The 16,907-nt window shown below is 53.4% G+C and carries 17 protein-coding genes; 6 read left to right on the top strand and 11 right to left on the bottom strand.

Annotation, left to right across the window (positions count from 1 at the left end):
- Positions 1 to 13: 13 nt before the first annotated feature.
- Positions 14 to 601, top strand: coding sequence for a LemA family protein (locus CPH80_RS01070; protein ID WP_096275216.1), 588 nt, complete (start codon positions 14 to 16; stop codon positions 599 to 601).
- A gap of 433 nt (positions 602 to 1,034) precedes the next feature.
- Here CPH80_RS01070 and gspD read toward each other — a convergent pair whose 3' ends face one another.
- The 7 genes from gspD to CPH80_RS01035 all read right to left on the bottom strand — a co-directional run bounded on the left by gspD (position 1,035) and on the right by CPH80_RS01035 (position 8,829).
- Positions 1,035 to 2,978 carry a type II secretion system secretin GspD gene (gene gspD / locus CPH80_RS01065; protein ID WP_096275215.1) on the bottom strand — a complete coding sequence of 648 codons (1,944 nt, stop codon included), beginning with the start codon at positions 2,976 to 2,978 and terminating at the stop codon, positions 1,035 to 1,037.
- A gap of 32 nt (positions 2,979 to 3,010) precedes the next feature.
- A complete protein-coding gene (locus CPH80_RS01060; protein ID WP_096275214.1) occupies positions 3,011 to 3,868 on the bottom strand; it encodes a type II secretion system protein N in 858 nt (285 codons plus the stop codon).
- Positions 3,868 to 4,659 (bottom strand): type II secretion system protein N, encoded by a 792-nt coding sequence (gene gspN, locus CPH80_RS01055; protein WP_096275213.1) that lies wholly within the window; start codon positions 4,657 to 4,659, stop codon positions 3,868 to 3,870. Before gspN ends, CPH80_RS01060 begins: the two co-directional genes overlap by 1 nt.
- A gap of 127 nt (positions 4,660 to 4,786) precedes the next feature.
- Positions 4,787 to 6,430 carry a chaperonin GroEL gene (gene groL / locus CPH80_RS01050; RefSeq protein ID WP_096275212.1) on the bottom strand — a complete coding sequence of 548 codons (1,644 nt, stop codon included), beginning with the start codon at positions 6,428 to 6,430 and terminating at the stop codon, positions 4,787 to 4,789.
- A 78-nt stretch (positions 6,431 to 6,508) separates the two neighbouring features.
- Entirely contained in the window at positions 6,509 to 6,796 is a 288-nt protein-coding gene (gene groES / locus CPH80_RS01045) for a co-chaperone GroES (protein WP_096275211.1), read from the bottom strand.
- 227 nt (positions 6,797 to 7,023) lie between these two features.
- Entirely contained in the window at positions 7,024 to 7,566 is a 543-nt protein-coding gene (locus tag CPH80_RS01040) for an FxsA family protein (protein WP_096275210.1), read from the bottom strand.
- 42 nt (positions 7,567 to 7,608) lie between these two features.
- Positions 7,609 to 8,829: an RNA-guided endonuclease InsQ/TnpB family protein gene (locus CPH80_RS01035; protein WP_096275209.1), complete on the bottom strand. Its 1,221-nt coding sequence runs from the start codon at positions 8,827 to 8,829 to the stop codon at positions 7,609 to 7,611.
- Positions 8,830 to 8,852: 23 nt separating this feature from the next.
- Here CPH80_RS01035 and tnpA point away from each other — a divergent pair, with 23 nt between their 5' ends.
- The 3 genes from tnpA to CPH80_RS01020 all read left to right on the top strand — a co-directional run bounded on the left by tnpA (position 8,853) and on the right by CPH80_RS01020 (position 10,830).
- Positions 8,853 to 9,263 (top strand): IS200/IS605 family transposase, encoded by a 411-nt coding sequence (tnpA, locus tag CPH80_RS01030; protein WP_096275179.1) that lies wholly within the window; start codon positions 8,853 to 8,855, stop codon positions 9,261 to 9,263.
- 168 nt (positions 9,264 to 9,431) lie between these two features.
- Positions 9,432 to 9,674 carry a helix-turn-helix transcriptional regulator gene (locus tag CPH80_RS01025; protein WP_096275208.1) on the top strand — a complete coding sequence of 81 codons (243 nt, stop codon included), beginning with the start codon at positions 9,432 to 9,434 and terminating at the stop codon, positions 9,672 to 9,674.
- Entirely contained in the window at positions 9,664 to 10,830 is a 1,167-nt protein-coding gene (locus CPH80_RS01020; RefSeq protein WP_096275207.1) for a type II toxin-antitoxin system HipA family toxin, read from the top strand. Before CPH80_RS01025 ends, CPH80_RS01020 begins: the two co-directional genes overlap by 11 nt.
- Here CPH80_RS01020 and CPH80_RS01015 read toward each other — a convergent pair.
- The 3 genes from CPH80_RS01015 to CPH80_RS01005 form a co-directional block, all read right to left on the bottom strand.
- The gene (locus CPH80_RS01015) at positions 10,805 to 11,122 is read right to left on the bottom strand and encodes an MGMT family protein (protein WP_096275206.1); all 318 of its coding nucleotides are present in this window, start codon (positions 11,120 to 11,122) and stop codon (positions 10,805 to 10,807) included. The two genes, CPH80_RS01020 and CPH80_RS01015, sit on opposite strands and share 26 nt — an antisense overlap.
- Before the next feature lie 5 nt (positions 11,123 to 11,127).
- Positions 11,128 to 12,474, bottom strand: coding sequence for an AmpG family muropeptide MFS transporter (locus CPH80_RS01010; RefSeq protein WP_172898573.1), 1,347 nt, complete (start codon positions 12,472 to 12,474; stop codon positions 11,128 to 11,130).
- A gap of 78 nt (positions 12,475 to 12,552) precedes the next feature.
- Positions 12,553 to 13,035, bottom strand: coding sequence for a YajQ family cyclic di-GMP-binding protein (locus CPH80_RS01005; protein WP_096275204.1), 483 nt, complete (start codon positions 13,033 to 13,035; stop codon positions 12,553 to 12,555).
- A 116-nt stretch (positions 13,036 to 13,151) separates the two neighbouring features.
- Between CPH80_RS01005 and CPH80_RS01000 the strand changes: the two genes are divergently transcribed.
- Both CPH80_RS01000 and CPH80_RS00995 read left to right on the top strand, forming a co-directional pair.
- Positions 13,152 to 14,123, top strand: coding sequence for a response regulator (locus tag CPH80_RS01000; RefSeq protein WP_096275203.1), 972 nt, complete (start codon positions 13,152 to 13,154; stop codon positions 14,121 to 14,123).
- A 306-nt stretch (positions 14,124 to 14,429) separates the two neighbouring features.
- Positions 14,430 to 15,449 carry an AraC family transcriptional regulator gene (locus CPH80_RS00995; RefSeq protein ID WP_096275202.1) on the top strand — a complete coding sequence of 340 codons (1,020 nt, stop codon included), beginning with the start codon at positions 14,430 to 14,432 and terminating at the stop codon, positions 15,447 to 15,449.
- 21 nt (positions 15,450 to 15,470) lie between these two features.
- Here CPH80_RS00995 and CPH80_RS00990 read toward each other — a convergent pair whose 3' ends face one another.
- Positions 15,471 to 16,682, bottom strand: coding sequence for an argininosuccinate synthase (locus CPH80_RS00990; protein ID WP_096275201.1), 1,212 nt, complete (start codon positions 16,680 to 16,682; stop codon positions 15,471 to 15,473).
- Between the last annotated feature and the right edge of the window lie 225 nt (positions 16,683 to 16,907).

Raw genomic sequence — 16,907 nt, 5'->3', positions numbered from 1 at the left:
GTGAGGAGTTGCCATGGGAACCACCATTATTGGCCTGATCATTATTGCTGTCGCAGCAATCTATCCGGTTTTTATCTACAACCGCCTGGTGTCTCTGCGCAACCAGTTCAAAAATGGTTTTGCCCAGATTGATGTGCAACTCCAGCGTCGGCACGATCTTATTCCCAACCTGGTCGAAGCCGCAAAAGCCTACCTTGTGCACGAGAAATCAACGCTGACCCAGGTTATGGAAGCCCGGAACAACGCCGTAAGTGCCCAGAAAGATGCCGCCAAAGACCCAGGAGACGGCACCAAGATTCAACGCCTCAGTGGCGCCGAGAACCTACTTACCAAGGCCCTTGCTAATTTTTATGCGGTGGCTGAAAACTATCCCGACCTGAAAGCCAACGAAACCATCCAGCAACTGATGGAAGAGCTTTCGAGCACAGAGAACCGGGTTTCCTTTGCCCGCCAGGCTTATAACGATGGCGTGATGAGCTACAACATCTACCGCGAGCAATTCCCCAACAACGTGATCGCTGGCATGCTCTCATTCAAAGAAACCTCGCAACTGGAACTTGAGACGCCAGAGGCCCGACAAGTGCCCAAAGTGGCCTTTTAAGGCCCTGAAACATGGCTCATCCAGGATTTTTCCAGGCGCCAGGCCAGTGCCCGGCGCAACACCAGCCTTCTCGTGCGCCTTATTGCCCTGCTTTCTGGCATTCTAATGATCGGCCAGATAGGCGGCTTTCTGCTTCGCTCGTCGTTTTACAGCGGCGGGCGAGGGCTGACCATCAGCTGCATCAGGTTTTGCCAGCACACAAAAGTTATCGGAGCGAGTCGGAACAATCAGCCCGGAAGGCGAAGATTTTGCTATTAAGCTATTGCAGCGCCTGCCGTCAACCTTTCGTGGCTTGCTGTATACCCGGGCGGGTGCCATTCAACTCTGCTACGCCCTACTTATCAGTGATTTGAACGAGCAGCAGAAAGCGGAATGCCTCAACTTACTTCCGAAAAAGGTGGTGTGAAGAAGGTAGTGTGAGTAGAAAGCTGGCTTACTGGGCCAACTCACCCTCCCCCGGGCTGAAAAGCGCATCAACGCCCGGGTTAGCTCTTCGTTCTGGTAGGCCGAGCTTATCGCGGATATCCAAGTTTACCTTCCAGAGTTTATTGAATTTCTCCGCTGTTGCAGCAACCGCGTCACCCTTATCCAGCAAGATCTTCGGACGCAAAAATACCAACAAATTGCGCTTTACCCGGCGCTCAGACTCTGATGAAAACAAGCGCCCAATATAGGGAATATCGCCCAGCAGCGGAACCTTGCTCGTGTTTACCATGTAGTCATCACGGGTAAGGCCACCCAATACAATGGTTTCACCATCATCCGCCAGCACGGTTGTTTTGATTTCACGTTTATTCGTCACAATATCCGAAGCATCTTCAATACTATCGGCCACACTCTCTGTGGTCTGCTCCACCACAAGCCTCACCAAGCCATCCGCACTGATGGTTGGGGTCACCTTCAGGGTCAGGCCAATATCCCGACGCTCAATCGTGGTAAACGGGTTGGCCAATCCATCGCCCGCCACGCTGGACTGCCCGGTGCGGAACGGAACGTTCTGGCCTACAATAATTTCCGCTTCCTGGTTGTCTAGGGTGATGAGACTCGGCGTCGACAGCAGGTTGGCGGCTGCAGAAGTAGAAAGCGCCTGCAAAAGAATGCCCCAGCTTATGCCATTTTCGTTTCGCTGGCCGGCTCCTACGGTGATACCCCCAATGGCTGGCGCAATGGCAGATTCCGTGAGTATTGCGCCAAGCACATCGCCCAAGCTCTTACCTACGTTACCAAAGTTTGTTCCCATTACTGGCGTGGAAGAGCCAGACTCATCACCCAAGGCGACCTGAGCGCCAAGATCCTGCCCCAGCTCATCGCTAATTTCTACAATGGCGGCTTCAATCAATACCTGCGCACGGCGCACATCCAGCGCGGCAACAATTTCCTCGGCTTCCTGCATCAGAGAAGGCTCGCCACGAACCACCAGGGCATTCAGCCCCTCATCTGCAAACACCGCGAAATTACCCTGGGGCTTGTTGCTGGCGCCGCCACCGGCACCTTCCTTAGTCAGCTCACCCATCACGCCTGTCAAAAGCTCAGTAAGGCTCTTCGCATCCGCATGCTTTAGGCGGATAACCTTGGTCGCCCCGCCACTGGCAGAGGGCTGATCCAGTTGCACGATCAGGCCGCGCATCTTACCGCGGAAGGTTTCATCGCCCCGAAGGATCAGGCGGTTGCTACGCTCATCGGCGGTAACACTGTATTTTCTCGCAGAATTGTCGTTACCCCCGCGACCTAACTCATCCGGAGCCAGCTCTTGCAACAGAACCACCATATCGCCCACCCAAGCTTCCTTAAGCTTGATCACCTCCACTTCGTACTTGGAGGGGCTGTCCAGCTCGCGAACAATCTGCTCCATGCGCTTAATGTTGGAAGCGTGGTCACTGATAATCAGGGCATTGGCTGCGGCCACACCGGCAAGGTGGCCATACTTTGCCACCAAAGGCCGAAGAATGGGCACCAGCTCCAAGGCGTTGGCGTTATCAATCTGGATAACCCGGGTTATAAGCTGCTCAGAGGGAACGCTAGGGAAACGGCTTAGCTCTTCAGCAGACTGTTTGGCATCCACCTGTTGCACAATCTTGATGACCTGCTCGCCGGGAATAGCGGTAAAACCATGCACATTCAGCACCGCAAGGAACAGATCATAAATCTCAAACTTGTTCATCGGGGCACTGGAAAGCACGGTAACCTTCCCTTTTACCCGGGGGTCCACCACAAAACTGAAACCGGTAATATCTGCCACCTGAGTAACAAAGGCACGTATATCCGCGTCTTTAAGATTCAGCCGCCAGGTTTCATCCTGGCCATACGCTGCCGACATCATTGGAAGAAGAATAAGCAGAGCGAGGGCCCGCAGAAAATTTGTCTTGTGGTTATACATCTGGCGATATCGTCCTGTATCGATGAACCCTGTCAGCGCCACTGCTCAGGTATGGCATAACTTATAGTGAGGAAAGACCCGTCACGTTCGATTTCTATATCCAAACTGGCTTGGCCGCGCCAGCTTTCCAGCAGCGACCTATCCTGTTGCACATCACCCAGGCGTTGCCCGTTGATGGCAGTAATCACGTCTCCGGCTTTGAGATTCACAGCGTTCAGCATGGCATTAGAGCCGTCATACACGTAGCCCGAACCACCGCTGTCATCCGCAGGGCTAAGGCCATAAGGCGTCAGTGCGGCGGCACCTGCGCTGTCTAGTTGTTGCCGGGCATTATCAAGAAACGCTTCCGGTGATGATTCTGCCGGCTCTTGAGCCACCTCTGCAACCATTGTGGACACGTCATCCTCTTCAAAGGTCAAGGATTCGTAGCGGCCACCACGGCGGATCAGTATGCGCCCCGGCTCCACCTCTGCCAACTCGATATTGCCGGGCATCAAATCACCCACACGGTACCACATGGCTTCACCGTCGCTTCCGGCCACTATAGCACCAGAGTCTTCCGGGCGCTGTCCTACCAGAACGCCTTCAAGCCGCAGCCTTAACCCGGTTTCAGGGGCAGAACGTTTAACGGCATCGGCCACTTCACCTAGGGTTTCTGGCCGGCCAAAAAACTCATAGCTAGCTATGGGGTAACCGCCCGAGCTCGCAAAAGCCTGAGCGCCTGCTGCGCCTCCCGCCGGAGCAACCGCAACCGGTTTGTCCTGCCAGGCAAAAAGCCAGGTGATGTTCGCCACAGCCACACTTAGGTACACCACCAGCCACACAAGCAAAAGATTGGCGATTACTTTCGCAATCCTGTGCTGGGTTTCTTGGGCCGGCATAGCAACCATCAGCGCGCCCCCGGTAACAGCGGCTGCCTTACACGGAACACAACATCATCGGGGCTCGCGGAATCTGGCCAGGGTTGGCCGGCCAGATCAATCATGCGCTTGTAAACCCGCAACTCCATCATCCCGTTCCATAGAATATTGGCATCTGCAACTGGGCCATTACCCGCCTGCTCCGCAACCACCAACGCCACACCACCGTCTGTGGTGTCCAAGTTGACCTGCATGGGCGGGAAATCTGCCTGGCCAGTCTGGCTTCCCATGGGCCAACTCACCCGGCCACCTGCCCATCGGCCAAGGCCATCCGCGCGCACAATGCGATCGTCGGCCCACGCCAATTCCAGGCGGTCGATGCTCACATCGCCTTCAATCATGGCGCCACCACTGCGGCGAATTAAATCTTCAAACTCTGCCACTGCAACCTGGCCACGAGCATTCACCCGCACATTTGCCGGCCAGCCAAGGGCTATATCACCGGAAACAGACGACTGCAGAGATTCCACCGAAATTCGCACTGGCTGCTCCAGCGCGGTAATAGATGGCCAGCCCAGTTGCCATTGAACACGTATCGGGAAGCCCGAAATAACCACACCAGCCGCACCATCCCACACCCTGCCAGCCACCTGTTGCACCTGCACCTGAGGCGGTAACGAAACATAGGGAGAGGCCTTATGCCAAACCCAGCCAGCGGGAATAAAAGCTATGAGTGCACCTAGGTAAACAAACAGCCCGAGCAACACAAGCAAAAATAGCTTGCCAGGGCGAAGAAAAGGTTTTGGTTCAGCGTCACTCATTCGGTTACACACAGACAGTTTGACCGGTTGCCGAGTCTAACAAACAAGCCGGCCAAGTCCATGACAAAAAAACAAAAACCCCGCGTCAGTGTGAACCAACGCGGGGTTTTTTAAAGCGTGACCGGCATTACATCATGCCGCCCATGCCTCCCATTCCACCCATATCTGGCGCACCGCCACCGGATGTGCCGTCATCTGGCTCATCTGCAATCATCGCCTCAGTGGTGATGATCAAAGATGCGATGGACGCAGCAGCCTGCAGCGCAGAACGAGTTACCTTGGCAGGATCCAAGATACCCATTTCCAGCATGTCACCGTACTCTTCGGTAGCCGCGTTGTAGCCAAAGGCGCCTTCGCCGTTGCGAACCTTGGCAACGACGACAGAAGACTCGCCGCCAGCGTTGGAAACGATCTGGCGCAGAGGAGCTTCCATGGCGCGGCGCAGGATGTTTACACCGGCTTTCTGCTCTTCGTTGATAGCATCAACCTTGTTGAGCGCTTCGATAACGCGGATCAGCGTTACACCGCCGCCCGGTACAATGCCTTCTTCAACAGCAGCACGGGTAGAGTGAAGAGCGTCTTCAACGCGGGCCTTCTTCTCTTTCATTTCCACTTCGGAACCAGCGCCTACCTTGATGACAGCAACACCGCCAGCCAGCTTGGCCACGCGCTCTTGGAGCTTCTCTTTATCGTAGTCTGAAGTACTGTCTTCAATCTGCTTACGCACCTGTTCAACACGGGCTTGGATATCAGCCTGTGCACCAGCTCCGTCGATGATGGTGGTGTTTTCTTTGGTCAGGTTTACGCGCTTGGCGGTACCCAGATCGTCCAGAGTGGCGTTCTCAAGGCTTAGGCCCACTTCTTCCGAAATCACAGTACCGCCGGTCAGAATGGCGATGTCCTGCAGCATTTCCTTGCGGCGATCACCAAAGCCTGGCGCCTTAACGGCGGCGGCTTTCACAATGCCACGCATGTTGTTCACAACCAGAGTCGCCAGAGCTTCGCCTTCAATATCTTCGGCGATGATCATCAGCGGCTTGCCAGATTTGGCAACAGATTCCAGCAACGGCAGCAGTTCGCGGATGTTGGAAATTTTCTTGTCAACCAGCAGCATGTACGGGTCATCAAGTTCAACAGACATGTTGTCTTGGTTGTTGATGAAGTACGGAGACAGGAAGCCGCGGTCGAACTGCATACCTTCAACCACGTCTAGCTCGTCTTCCAGGCCACGGCCTTCTTCAACCGTGATCACGCCTTCTTTACCCACTTTTTGCATGGCATCAGCAATAAGCCGGCCAATGGTCTCATCGCCGTTGGCGGAGATAGTGCCTACCTGAGCAATGCTGCGGCTGTCGTCGCAGGGCCGAGCCAGTTCACGAATGGCTTTTACGGCTTCTGCAGTCGCCTTGTCGATACCGCGCTTCAGATCCATCGGGTTCATGCCGGCAGTCACTGCCTTCACGCCCTCGTTAACGATGGACTGAGCCAGAACGGTCGCAGTGGTAGTACCGTCACCGGCGGTTTCGTTAGCCTGGGAAGCAACTTCCTTCACCATCTGGGCGCCCATGTTCTCGAACTTGTCTTTCAGTTCGATTTCTTTGGCAACCGATACACCATCTTTAGTGATGGTTGGAGAGCCGAAAGACTTCTCCAAAACCACGTTACGGCCTTTGGGGCCGAGAGTTACCCTGACTGCGTCTGCCAGAATATTTACGCCTGCAACCATACGCTTGCGGGCGCTATCACCGAATTTGACTTCTTTTGCTGACATGTAATCTATCCCTGTTCGTTAAACCGAATTCGTTGAATCAATCGGGGGAATGACTGTTCGTGCGAATTGCTTCCGCGATCACTCAAGCACGCCGTAAATGTCGCTCTCGCTCATGATGAGCAGCTCTTCACCGTCGATTTTTACGGTGTTGCCGGCATATTGGCCAAATACCACGGTATCACCCGCTTTGACTGCCACAGCAAGAGTTTCACCATTTTCCAGAACGCGACCGTTGCCCACGGCTATAACCTCACCCTGAGACGGCTTCTCTTTAGCGTTACCTGGCAGCACGATGCCACCCGCAGTTTTCTCTTCTTCTTCTTTACGGCGTACAACAACACGATCGTGTAACGGACGAATCTTCATTGCTCGGTGTCTCCAATAGTCAGATTAATGTGGCAATGACATTTGCTGTTTATGGCCGGATTTCCTCATGTGGCCCCGGCAAATCGGGGCACGCTTCTTGCGGCAATCCGACAAAAATGCTCGGCTTCTAACCTGCTGTTTTCGAGCCGGTATCAGCCTGCAGCAAACTTGTGAATCCTATGTGGGGCTGGCACCGGGCTTTTCAACACCCGATTCGATAAATCTTTTTACTTTTTATCAAGGCGATCATGGTCGGTTTTGGTCTCATCCCGGTACTCCCCTTCAATAATGTCGCCGCTGCCATCGCGATCAAACGGGCGCTGCTGACCAAAGGGGTTATTACGATCACCAAAGGGCTCTTGCCCAAACGGGCTTTGGCCACCACCGGCCCGAAAATAGAACCCGCCGCTCTTGCTTGAAGCCACCATGCGCCTCAAGGCCAAGGCAGATAGCCAGTATCGAGTAAAAGGAATGAGACAGAGAAACCCGAAGGCATCGGTAATAAATCCAGGAGTGATCAAAAGCACACCACCAACAGCCAAGATCAACCCTTCGGCCACTTCTTTTGCAGGCAGTTCACCGCTGCTAAGGCGCTGGTTAGCCTTAAGCAGCGTTGCCATACCTTGCTGGCGAAGCAGCCAGGCACCAATAACCGCCGTCAGTAGAACAAAGCCAATGGTGTTGAACACACCAATCATGCCACCAACCTGAATGAGCACCGCCATTTCAGCAATCGGCATGATAATGAAAACAAACAATAATATAGACATCAGGCTCTCGTAGTTGGAATTTGGGCATATAAACTACCGCCACTAAGCCACACTTAGAAGCGGTTTTGCAGAGTGACCTGCATTGGGCGAGTTTCCGCCCAAACCTAAAGCCCACTTGATAGCTACAAGGCCGCTCGCCGCGTCACGCGGCATGGTACAGCCGCAATCGCACTGATGCGTTCGTTCGCTGAGCGTCTTTTTTACGACCTCCCAGCAGGCAGGGCAACGCTGACTCGGCTTTGCTTTTCGAGTGGGTATTTCGACAAACTCACCACCAGTTTCTTCGACTTTGTAGTGAATCATGGCCAGCAACTTTGCCGGCGCGGTGTCTAGTATCTCCCGGTTTAACCCGGACTTCTGCTTGACCATTTTCCCTGGCTTTTCGAGTGTGCCTTTTGCCGTTCGGGTCATGTTCCGAATGGTCAGTTTTTCCGTGGCAAAGAGCGTGTATTCCTTCGCTAGATCGTGACTCAGTTGATGGTGATCGTGGTGGCGCTGCCGGGCAACCTTAGCTCTGGCTTGAGTCAGAACTTTACAGGCCCGCTTCCACCGGTTGGAACCTCGCTTTTTGCGTGATACAGCCTGCTGCATCGGCAGCAAGCTCTCTTTGGAGTCCCGGTAGTAACGTGGGTTCTCGATCGCGTAATGCTCGCCGTTTTCGTGCGTAACCGTGCCTAAATACTCCACGCCCCAATCGAACCCGCAAGCTTTCTGGCCTTTGCAGGCCCGCACAGGCTCACATTCGACGGTGACTGATAAGAACCACTGCCCGTGCTTATGGATAACCTGGCTAGTTTTGACCTTTCCCAGAGTTCGAGCCTTCCCCCGAGCCTTGATGCGGCCAATGCCGTTGATCGAAAGCCTGCCGTGCTTACCGTTCGCCTCGGGAATAAACGCCCAGCCGCTGCCACCGCACATCTCAAAACTGGAAAACCGGCTGAGTGAGCGAAAGCGGGGGAACCCCGGAGCCTGGCCTTTCTTTACGCGCTCAAAAAATGCTTTGAACGCTTTGTCCAGGCGGCGAAGCGTCATTCGGGTAATGTAAACCGGAATGGCTTTGTATTCGGGATGGTCGGCGCGGATCTGAGTCAAACTGGCTTGTTGGTCGTTATAGGATATCGACTTTCCGGTTTTTCGGTAACAGTCGATACGCTCTTGTAGTGCGGCATTATAAAGTTGTTGGTGTAAGCGCAAGCTCTCAAGCAACCGCTCAGATTGCGATTGGCTGGGGTAGAGCTTGTAATTGATTTTGCGCTTATCCATGAATCCTAATATAATTGGTTCCTATGTCTAAAACAACCCTGAAAGCTCAGCACCATTGCGTATACAACACAAAGTATCACTTGGTTCTTGTGACAAAGTATCGAAACCCGGTCATTAACGAGGGCATATTAGCTCGCCTGTCTGAACTGATTTCTGAGCGTGTGAGCGCTTGGGAGGGGGAGCTTTTTGAGGTAAACGGCGAGCCTGACCACATCCATATTTTGATGGAACTACCCCCCAAATACGCCGTAGCTGATTTTGTGAACGCCCTGAAAACGGGAACCTCTCGAAGAATCAGGAAAGAGTTTGCCGACCACGTTAATAGCTATTACTGGAAACCAGTTTTCTGGTCGAAAAGCTACTGCGTAATCACCTGCGGTGGCGCACCGCTTTCGACTATAAAGCAATACATCGAAAACCAAAAAGGCGCTTAACCCTCACCAAACTTCGTATGGAAAGGGAATGCAGCGCTAACGCTGTTCAAGATTCCGTGATTGCAATTACCGACTGCCAGCTGGGCCCAAGCTCAAAAATGACCAAAATACTTTACAAATCAAGAAATGTCATTAGTATGTGAAGTATATTAGCCAATCGTGAGCAAAATGGACTACCAAGCCCTAGGGCAAAAAATATCAGCCTTACGCCAGCAGCACGGGGTGTCTCAGCAAAAAATGGCTGAACACCTCGGCATATCCCGCGCGACCATCAACGCGCTTGAAAATGGCCGCTCGGGTGATATTGGTATAAAAAAAGTCATGAAAGTGCTGGATTATCTGGGTAAAGAATTAGCCATTCGGGACAAGTCACCCTTCCCTACGTTTGAGGAGCTGAGAGATGAGCAGTGAGCTCAACGTATGCGTTGATCGACAGCAAGCAGGGAAGCTATTTTCGGAAACCAAAGAGTTCATATTCCGTTACAGCGAAACTTCGCTCCCCGAGCAGTTCGTTTCGCTGACCATGCCTATACGTCAAAAAGACTATAGCCACCATCGCTTACACCCTATATTCGAAATGCACCTGCCCGAAGGCTACTTGCTCTCGATTATAAAAAAGCAGTTTGCGAAAATTACTGATACCGATGATTTTGGGCTTTTGAAATTGCTTGCCCCCAATTTTCGTGGGCGTGTTGAATATGTCCGCGATAACCAGCTTGAGAAATCACCACTTCACCTAGACACACTTCTGCACTCCGATAACCCGAGCCTATTTGATGAATTGGTGTCACGGTTTGCACTGCGCTCAGCGTTGAGTGGCGTACAGCCCAAAGTACTGGCACAGCTTCAGAACAAAGCGACTTTGCAACTGGATGACTTCATCGTTAAAGCTTGGGGCCCAGACTACCCTGCCCTTGCGCTCAATGAATACTGCTGCATGCTAGCCAGTAAATATGCGGGAATTCCGGTGCCGGAGTTCTACCTCTCTGATGACGAATCGCTGTTTATTATGAAACGGTTTGATCTAAAGGAGGACGGCAGCGCGCTTGGCTTTGAAGATATGTGCGTCCTTCAGGCCAAAAAGCGAGAAGACAAGTACACGGGAAGCTATGAACAGGTCGCAAAAACAATAAAAATCTTTGTGAGCCCTGAAAACAAAACGTCTTCTTTAGAGCAGTTCTTCAAAATCCTCGTAATCAGCAACGCGCTTCAAAACGGAGATGCGCACCTGAAAAATTTCGGCCTGGTTTACGAGAACACTGAATCCATCAGGCTTGCACCAGCTTATGACATCGTCTGCACTACAGCCTATATCAATCAGGACATACCGGCGCTAACGCTCGCAGGTAGCAAGAAATGGATCGCTCGCAATGCACTGGAGCGCTTCGGTATGCAAGCCTGCGAACTAACAGCATCCAGAGCCGGAGAGCTGTACAACGAGTGCCTACAAGCACTTGATAAGCTATCGACTTACATCGAAACCCGGCTGGCTCAGCCCCTCAACAATGAGCAGTTAATGGTGCTTAAACAGCTACAAACGCTTATTGCCAACGAAACAGCCGCATAACCACCCGGCCATTTACCACTTCCACGCCTTCAGCTTCTAGCAAGCCAACCTGCTCGTTGTAAATCTCAGAGCCTTCCGCAAAGGCTATCTGGCCGTTGCTGCGGATAACCCGGTACCAAGGAACAGAATGGCCTTGGGGAAGCTTGCCTAGGGCGCGGCCTATGTAGCGGGCCTGGCGCCCGAGGCCGGCCATTTCGGCTACCTGGCCGTAGCTTGCGACCTTGCCCGCAGGGATCGCGATCACGACCTGCCAGATCTTTTGATCTTTCCCCGGTTCCGCTGGCTGCCCCATAGCGTCTACCCGCCTGCTGTCTGTGTAACGTCTGCGCTACCACCACCCGTGTGATCAGGTGCCAGCGCATCCAGCCTCTCGCCCTGGCGAATCAGGAACCAGGCCAGAAGAATGGCGGGAATCCCCATCAGACCAGCCACGAGGAAGAACTCCGCATAACCAAAACCGGCAACAATCATGCCCGAAAAACCGCCCAAAAACTTTCCCGGCAACGTCATCAAAGAGCTGAACAGCGCATACTGTGTGGCGGTAAAAGAGGCACTGGTCATGCTGGAAAGCCAGGCAATCAATGCCACATTAGCAATGCCGCCGCTGAGGTTATCGGCACTTACCACCGCTGCCAGAGTGGCGAGGTTCGGCGGGTACTGAGCCAGAAACACAAACAGCAAATTCGTAGCCGCAGTCATAATGGCACCCGCTAGCAAGACCTTCCTTGTGCCGTAGCGCACCACCAGAACACCCCCTGCCAAGGAGCCTACAATGGTCATGAAAAACCCGAAAATCTTGGTAACATCCGCAACCTGGGTTTTACTGAAGCCCATAAAATCCAGATAGAACGGGTTGGCCATCACGCCCATGGCAATATCAGAAATGCGGTACACCGCCACCATCAGCAAAATCGCAATGGAAAGCTCTTTGTAGCGCTGGAAAAAATCCAGAAAAGGCCCGGCAATGGCGGCATAAAACCAGCCTGCAAAGCGGGCTACCCGGGGGCCGAGATGAGTGCGCTTCGCGGTTTCCTGCTCGATTTTGTGTGCAATGTCCTTGGCGGCCGCAAAATGATTCACCTCCGGCTCGCGCACAATCAGCACGGTTAACGCGCCAACGCCAACCAACGCGGCCATCACCTCGTAAGACACCTGCCAAGACCAGAACTCCGCCAAATACAGAGCGCCCGCACCGGCAACCAGCAGCGCCAGCCGATAGCCAAAAATATACGTTGCCGCCAAAGCCGCCTGAAGCCGCTCTTCGGCGACCTCGATACGGTAGGCATCAATGGCCACATCCTGAGTTGCAGAGGAAAACGCCACCAGCAACCCGCATAACGCCATGGTTTCGGGTACCGCGATGGCATCTACATGAGCCATCAGGTACAAACCGGTGGCAATACCCACCTGCGCCAGCAATATCCAGCTTCTGCGCTTGCCCAACAGCTTGTCCAACACCGGCAGCTTCAGCCGATCCACCACCGGCGCCCAGAACACCTTGATAGAGTAGGTAATCCCCAGCCAGCTGAAAAACCCGATGGTCGCCGTCTCCACGCCCACATCCGCCAAGCGCGCGTTCAGCGTAGAAAAAACCAGCAAGAATGGCAGCCCGGCAGAAAAACCGAGGAACAGCAACGCAATCACCTGCCAACGAGTGTAGGTGTGCAGGGTATCCCGGATCAGATCCAGGCGGGTGCCGGTTGAAATGGGGGAGCCTCCGAATCAGTCACGAAAATTATTGAACTGTAGAGGTATTTCCAGTTCGGTTTCACGTAGCAAGGCAATGGCGGTTTGCAGGTCGTCCCGCTTCTTACCGTTAACCCGAACCTTGTCGCCCTGAATACTGGTCTGCACCTTCAGCTTGGCATCCTTGATCATCTTCACAACCTTTTTGGCCATGTCCGTTTCAATGCCCTGCCTCAGTTTCAAATGTTGCTTTACGAGTTTGCCGGCTTTGCTGTCGCCGTCTTCTTCCAGGGCACGGCTATCGATGTTGCGCTTGGCAAACGCCATCCGCAGCATATCCATAAGCTGCTCAAGCTGGAATTCCTGAGGTGCACTGATCGTAATGCCCTTTTCATCCAGCTCAACATCTGCGTCTACGTTTTTAAAATCCCAGCGGTTGCCAAGATCCCGCTTGGTTTGATCCACCGCATTGGTGACTTCGTGCATGTCGATTTCAGAAACAATGTCAAAAGAAGGCATGATCGTTATTCTCCGGGAGCTGTAGCGAGTATACTCGGTGCTTCAAAATAAGGGCCAAGCATACCAAGCCCCGGAACTCCCCGCATCCGACAATGGACTGGTAAAAGTAGATAACAATGCCAAACCTAGATCTCCCTATCCTTGTAGTAGACGACGCGAAATTCAGCAGTATGGTGGTTGGCCGCACCCTGCGAAATGCCGGATATCGCGACGTACGTATCGTCAACGACGCGCCGGCGGCGCTTAAGCTGATAGAACAACGCCCAGTGAGCGTGCTGATAGCAGACTGGCTGATGCCTGAAATGGACGGCTTGCAGCTAACCGATCAAGTGCGCCAACAAGATGAACAAAACAACCACTACACCTATGTGATCCTCCTAACGGCTAGGGAAAGTGTAGCCGCCCTGGCAGAAGCATTCGATCGGGGCGTAGACGACTTCATCTACAAGTCCGACATGACCAAGCAGCTGATCCCCAGAATTTATGCCGCGGATCGCATGGCAGATCGCCAAAACACCCTGCTGCGCGCCAATGCCCTGCTCATCGAAAACAACCGGGACTTAGAATCCAGCAACATCATCGACCTGGAAACCGGGCTTTGCAACAACCGCTATGGCCGCGACCGCCTCACCAAAATGTTGCGACACGCAGAATCCCGGGGTGGCGCATCCGCCTATGTGCTGTGCGGCATTCGTAACTGGCAAGAGTTAAAAGGCAAGCACCCGCCCTCGGTAATGACCGAGTTGGCCGTTGGCATTGCTCGCAGGCTGAGCACTCTGGTTCGCCCCATCGATGTTCTGTGCCGCGTGGGTGACAACCAGTTCGCACTCATTGCCTATTTCCCGAACAGCGACAACTGCACAACAACCGCCTTTCGACGGGTGTTCGATGGCATTAACCACAAAGCCCTGAAAACCACCGCAGGGTATATTTCCGTAGAAGCGGGCATGGCGCTTTGCAAAGCCGATGCCCAGAACGGCACACCCTCCATTCAGGATATGGAGCGGGCTTCTGTTCACGGCCTGATGGACGCTTACGAAACACGCCGGTTTACCGAAACCGCACCAGAGATGGGCACAAACGCCTGACCCGGAAAACAATTCGTAACAGTGCGACACACATCACACACAGACACAGTAAAGCGAAAACCCTATTCTGAAATTGTGGATTTAAGCAGTATCCCCCATGGCGGAGGAGCCGAGTTGTACCTCCGCCGCCAAATGGGAAATCCATCGAATTAACGAATTTCTCAGGCACTTTCGTTGTTCTCTTTTTAGGCCAGCTAATTAGCTGGCTTTTTTATTTTCTGCGCCATACACATTCTTCGCTTAAAGTCCTTCGGCACAACTTCCGTTATACTGCGGCCATAACTTCCAAAAAACTGCGCTGTAATCATGAAGAATCTTGGAACCGCATCTATAGCCGCGCTTCGCCAATACGTTCGCGCCGCCGAATCCGCAGGTGCCGACACCTCCGCTCTTTTTACAAAAGCCGGCCTGGATCCTGCCATTCTGGATTCCAACGAGGATCGGATTAACGGCGAGCAGTTTCAGAGTTTCATCCTCCTACTGTGCGAACTCACCAACAACCCGATTCTTGGGCTAGAAACCGGCGACTTCGTGCAGCCAGGCTCCTACAGCGTACTGGGTTACATCACCATGAGTTGCGCCACCCTGGGGGAAGCCGTTGCGCGAATTGCCCCATTTGAAAAACTGGTTGGCGACATGGGAACAACCGGGCTCGCCATGGCCCAAGGCTCAATCAAACTCACCTGGCACTGCAACTACGACGACCCCATAGTACGGCCACAAGTGGTCGATAACGTATTCGCCTCCTGGGTAACCTACGCCCGCTGGCTAGCAGACGACACGGCCGCCTCCCCCACCCGCGTGCGCCTGAAGCGACAATCACCCGGCGCCGAACTGGAACAGGCCTACCGCCAGCGCTGGAACTGCCCGGTGCAGTTTGGTGCAGATGAAGACTCTATTACCCTGAAACAAGAGTTGATGAACACACGCTTGCGCCAGCCAGACCCCATGCTACGCAAAACGCTGGAAGCCCACGCCCTCACCCAACTGGCCTCACTGGATACAGACACCGACCTCACCTCACGGGTAAAGCACAGCATTCAGCAACAATTGCTGCACGGCATAACCCGGCAAGACATGGTGGCAGAAGATTTAGGAATAACCAGCCGAACCCTACAGCGAAAACTCAGCCAAGAAGGGGTTTCGTATCAGAAACTGCTGGATGAAGTAAGACAGAAAATGGCAGAAGATTATCTACTGAACAGCGACCTGACCATTCCGGATATTGCACTAAGGCTGGGCTACAGCGAAACCACCTCGTTCCACCGTAAATTCAAAGCTGTGGAAGGAAAAACGCCCGGAGAGTTCCGGGCGTACTCTGCATAATTTTATAGCTTGGGCCTGACCTTAAAGCTTACGACCCTTGCCAGCGGCAATGCGCAGGCGCAGAGCGTTCAGCTTGATAAAGCCTTCCGCGTCCTTCTGATCATAGGCACCATGATCTTCCTCGAACGTCGCAATCTTCTCATCGAACAGTGAATCGTCTGACTTACGACCAACCACATCCACGTTGCCCTTATAAAGTTTCAAACGAACCGTACCGTTCACGTAGGCCTGAGTCTGATCAATCAGCGCCTGTAGAGCTTCACGCTCCGGCGACCACCAGTAGCCGTTATAAATAACCTCGGCATAGCGCGGCATCAGGCTGTCTTTCAAGTGAGCTACTTCGCGATCCAGAGTGATGGACTCGATGGCACGGTGCCCACGCAGCATAATGGTGCCACCCGGTGTTTCGTAACAACCACGGGATTTCATGCCTACATAACGGTTCTCAACAATATCCAAGCGACCAACACCATTGGCGCCGCCAACCTTGTTCAGGTGCTCCAGCACTTCGTGTGCCTTCATTTCAACGCCGTCAACGGCAACAATGTCGCCCCTACGGTACTCAAGCTCAATGTACGTCGGCTTTTCTGGCGCAGCTTCCGGAGACACACTCCAGCGCCACATCTCTTCCTCGGCTTCCGCCCAAGGATCTTCCAGATTCATGCCTTCGTAAGAAATGTGCAGCAAGTTGGCATCCATGGAGTAAGGCGACTTGCCCTTCTTCATCTCCACCGGAATGTCGCGCTCTTCGCAGTACTGGAGCAGCTTTTCACGGGAATTCAGATCCCACTCACGCCAAGGCGCAATAACCTTCACACCCGGCTTAAGCGCATAAGCACCCAGCTCAAAACGAACCTGATCGTTACCCTTGCCAGTCGCGCCATGGGAAATAGCGTCTGCGCCGGTTTGGTTGGCAATATCGATCAAGCGCCTAGCAATCAACGGGCGAGCGATAGACGTACCCAGCAGGTACTCACCTTCATAAACGGTGTTCGCACGGAACATCGGGAATACATAATCGCGCACAAACTCTTCGCGCAAATCCTCGACGTAAATTTCCTTAACGCCCAACGCCTCAGCCTTCGCCCGCGCCGGCTCAACTTCTTCGCCTTGGCCTATATCAGCGGTAAACGTGACCACCTCACAGTTATAGGTATCCTGCAACCACCGAACAATAACGGAAGTGTCCAAGCCACCAGAATAGGCCAGAACCACCTTTTTAATATCAGACATGCCTGTGCTCCAGACTGAACAGAATGGATGTATTGAAAACAAGGGGCGATTGTACGGGAGTGCGGGGGAGTTGGCTATTGGGAGTGGAAGGGCAGCGGTTGTGGGGAACTAAGCAACCCCTCTCCCCCGGCCCCTCTCCCGCAAGGGGTGAGGGGAGCCAAACACCCAACCTTCAAGCTGGGAGTCTTTAGCCCCTCACCCCTTGCGGGAGAGGGGTTGGGGAGA

Source organism: Marinobacter sp. LV10R510-11A (genome assembly GCF_900215155.1).
In the GTDB taxonomy this organism is placed as follows: Bacteria; Pseudomonadota; Gammaproteobacteria; order Pseudomonadales; family Oleiphilaceae; genus Marinobacter.
This window is presented reverse-complemented; position numbering and strand designations above follow the sequence as displayed.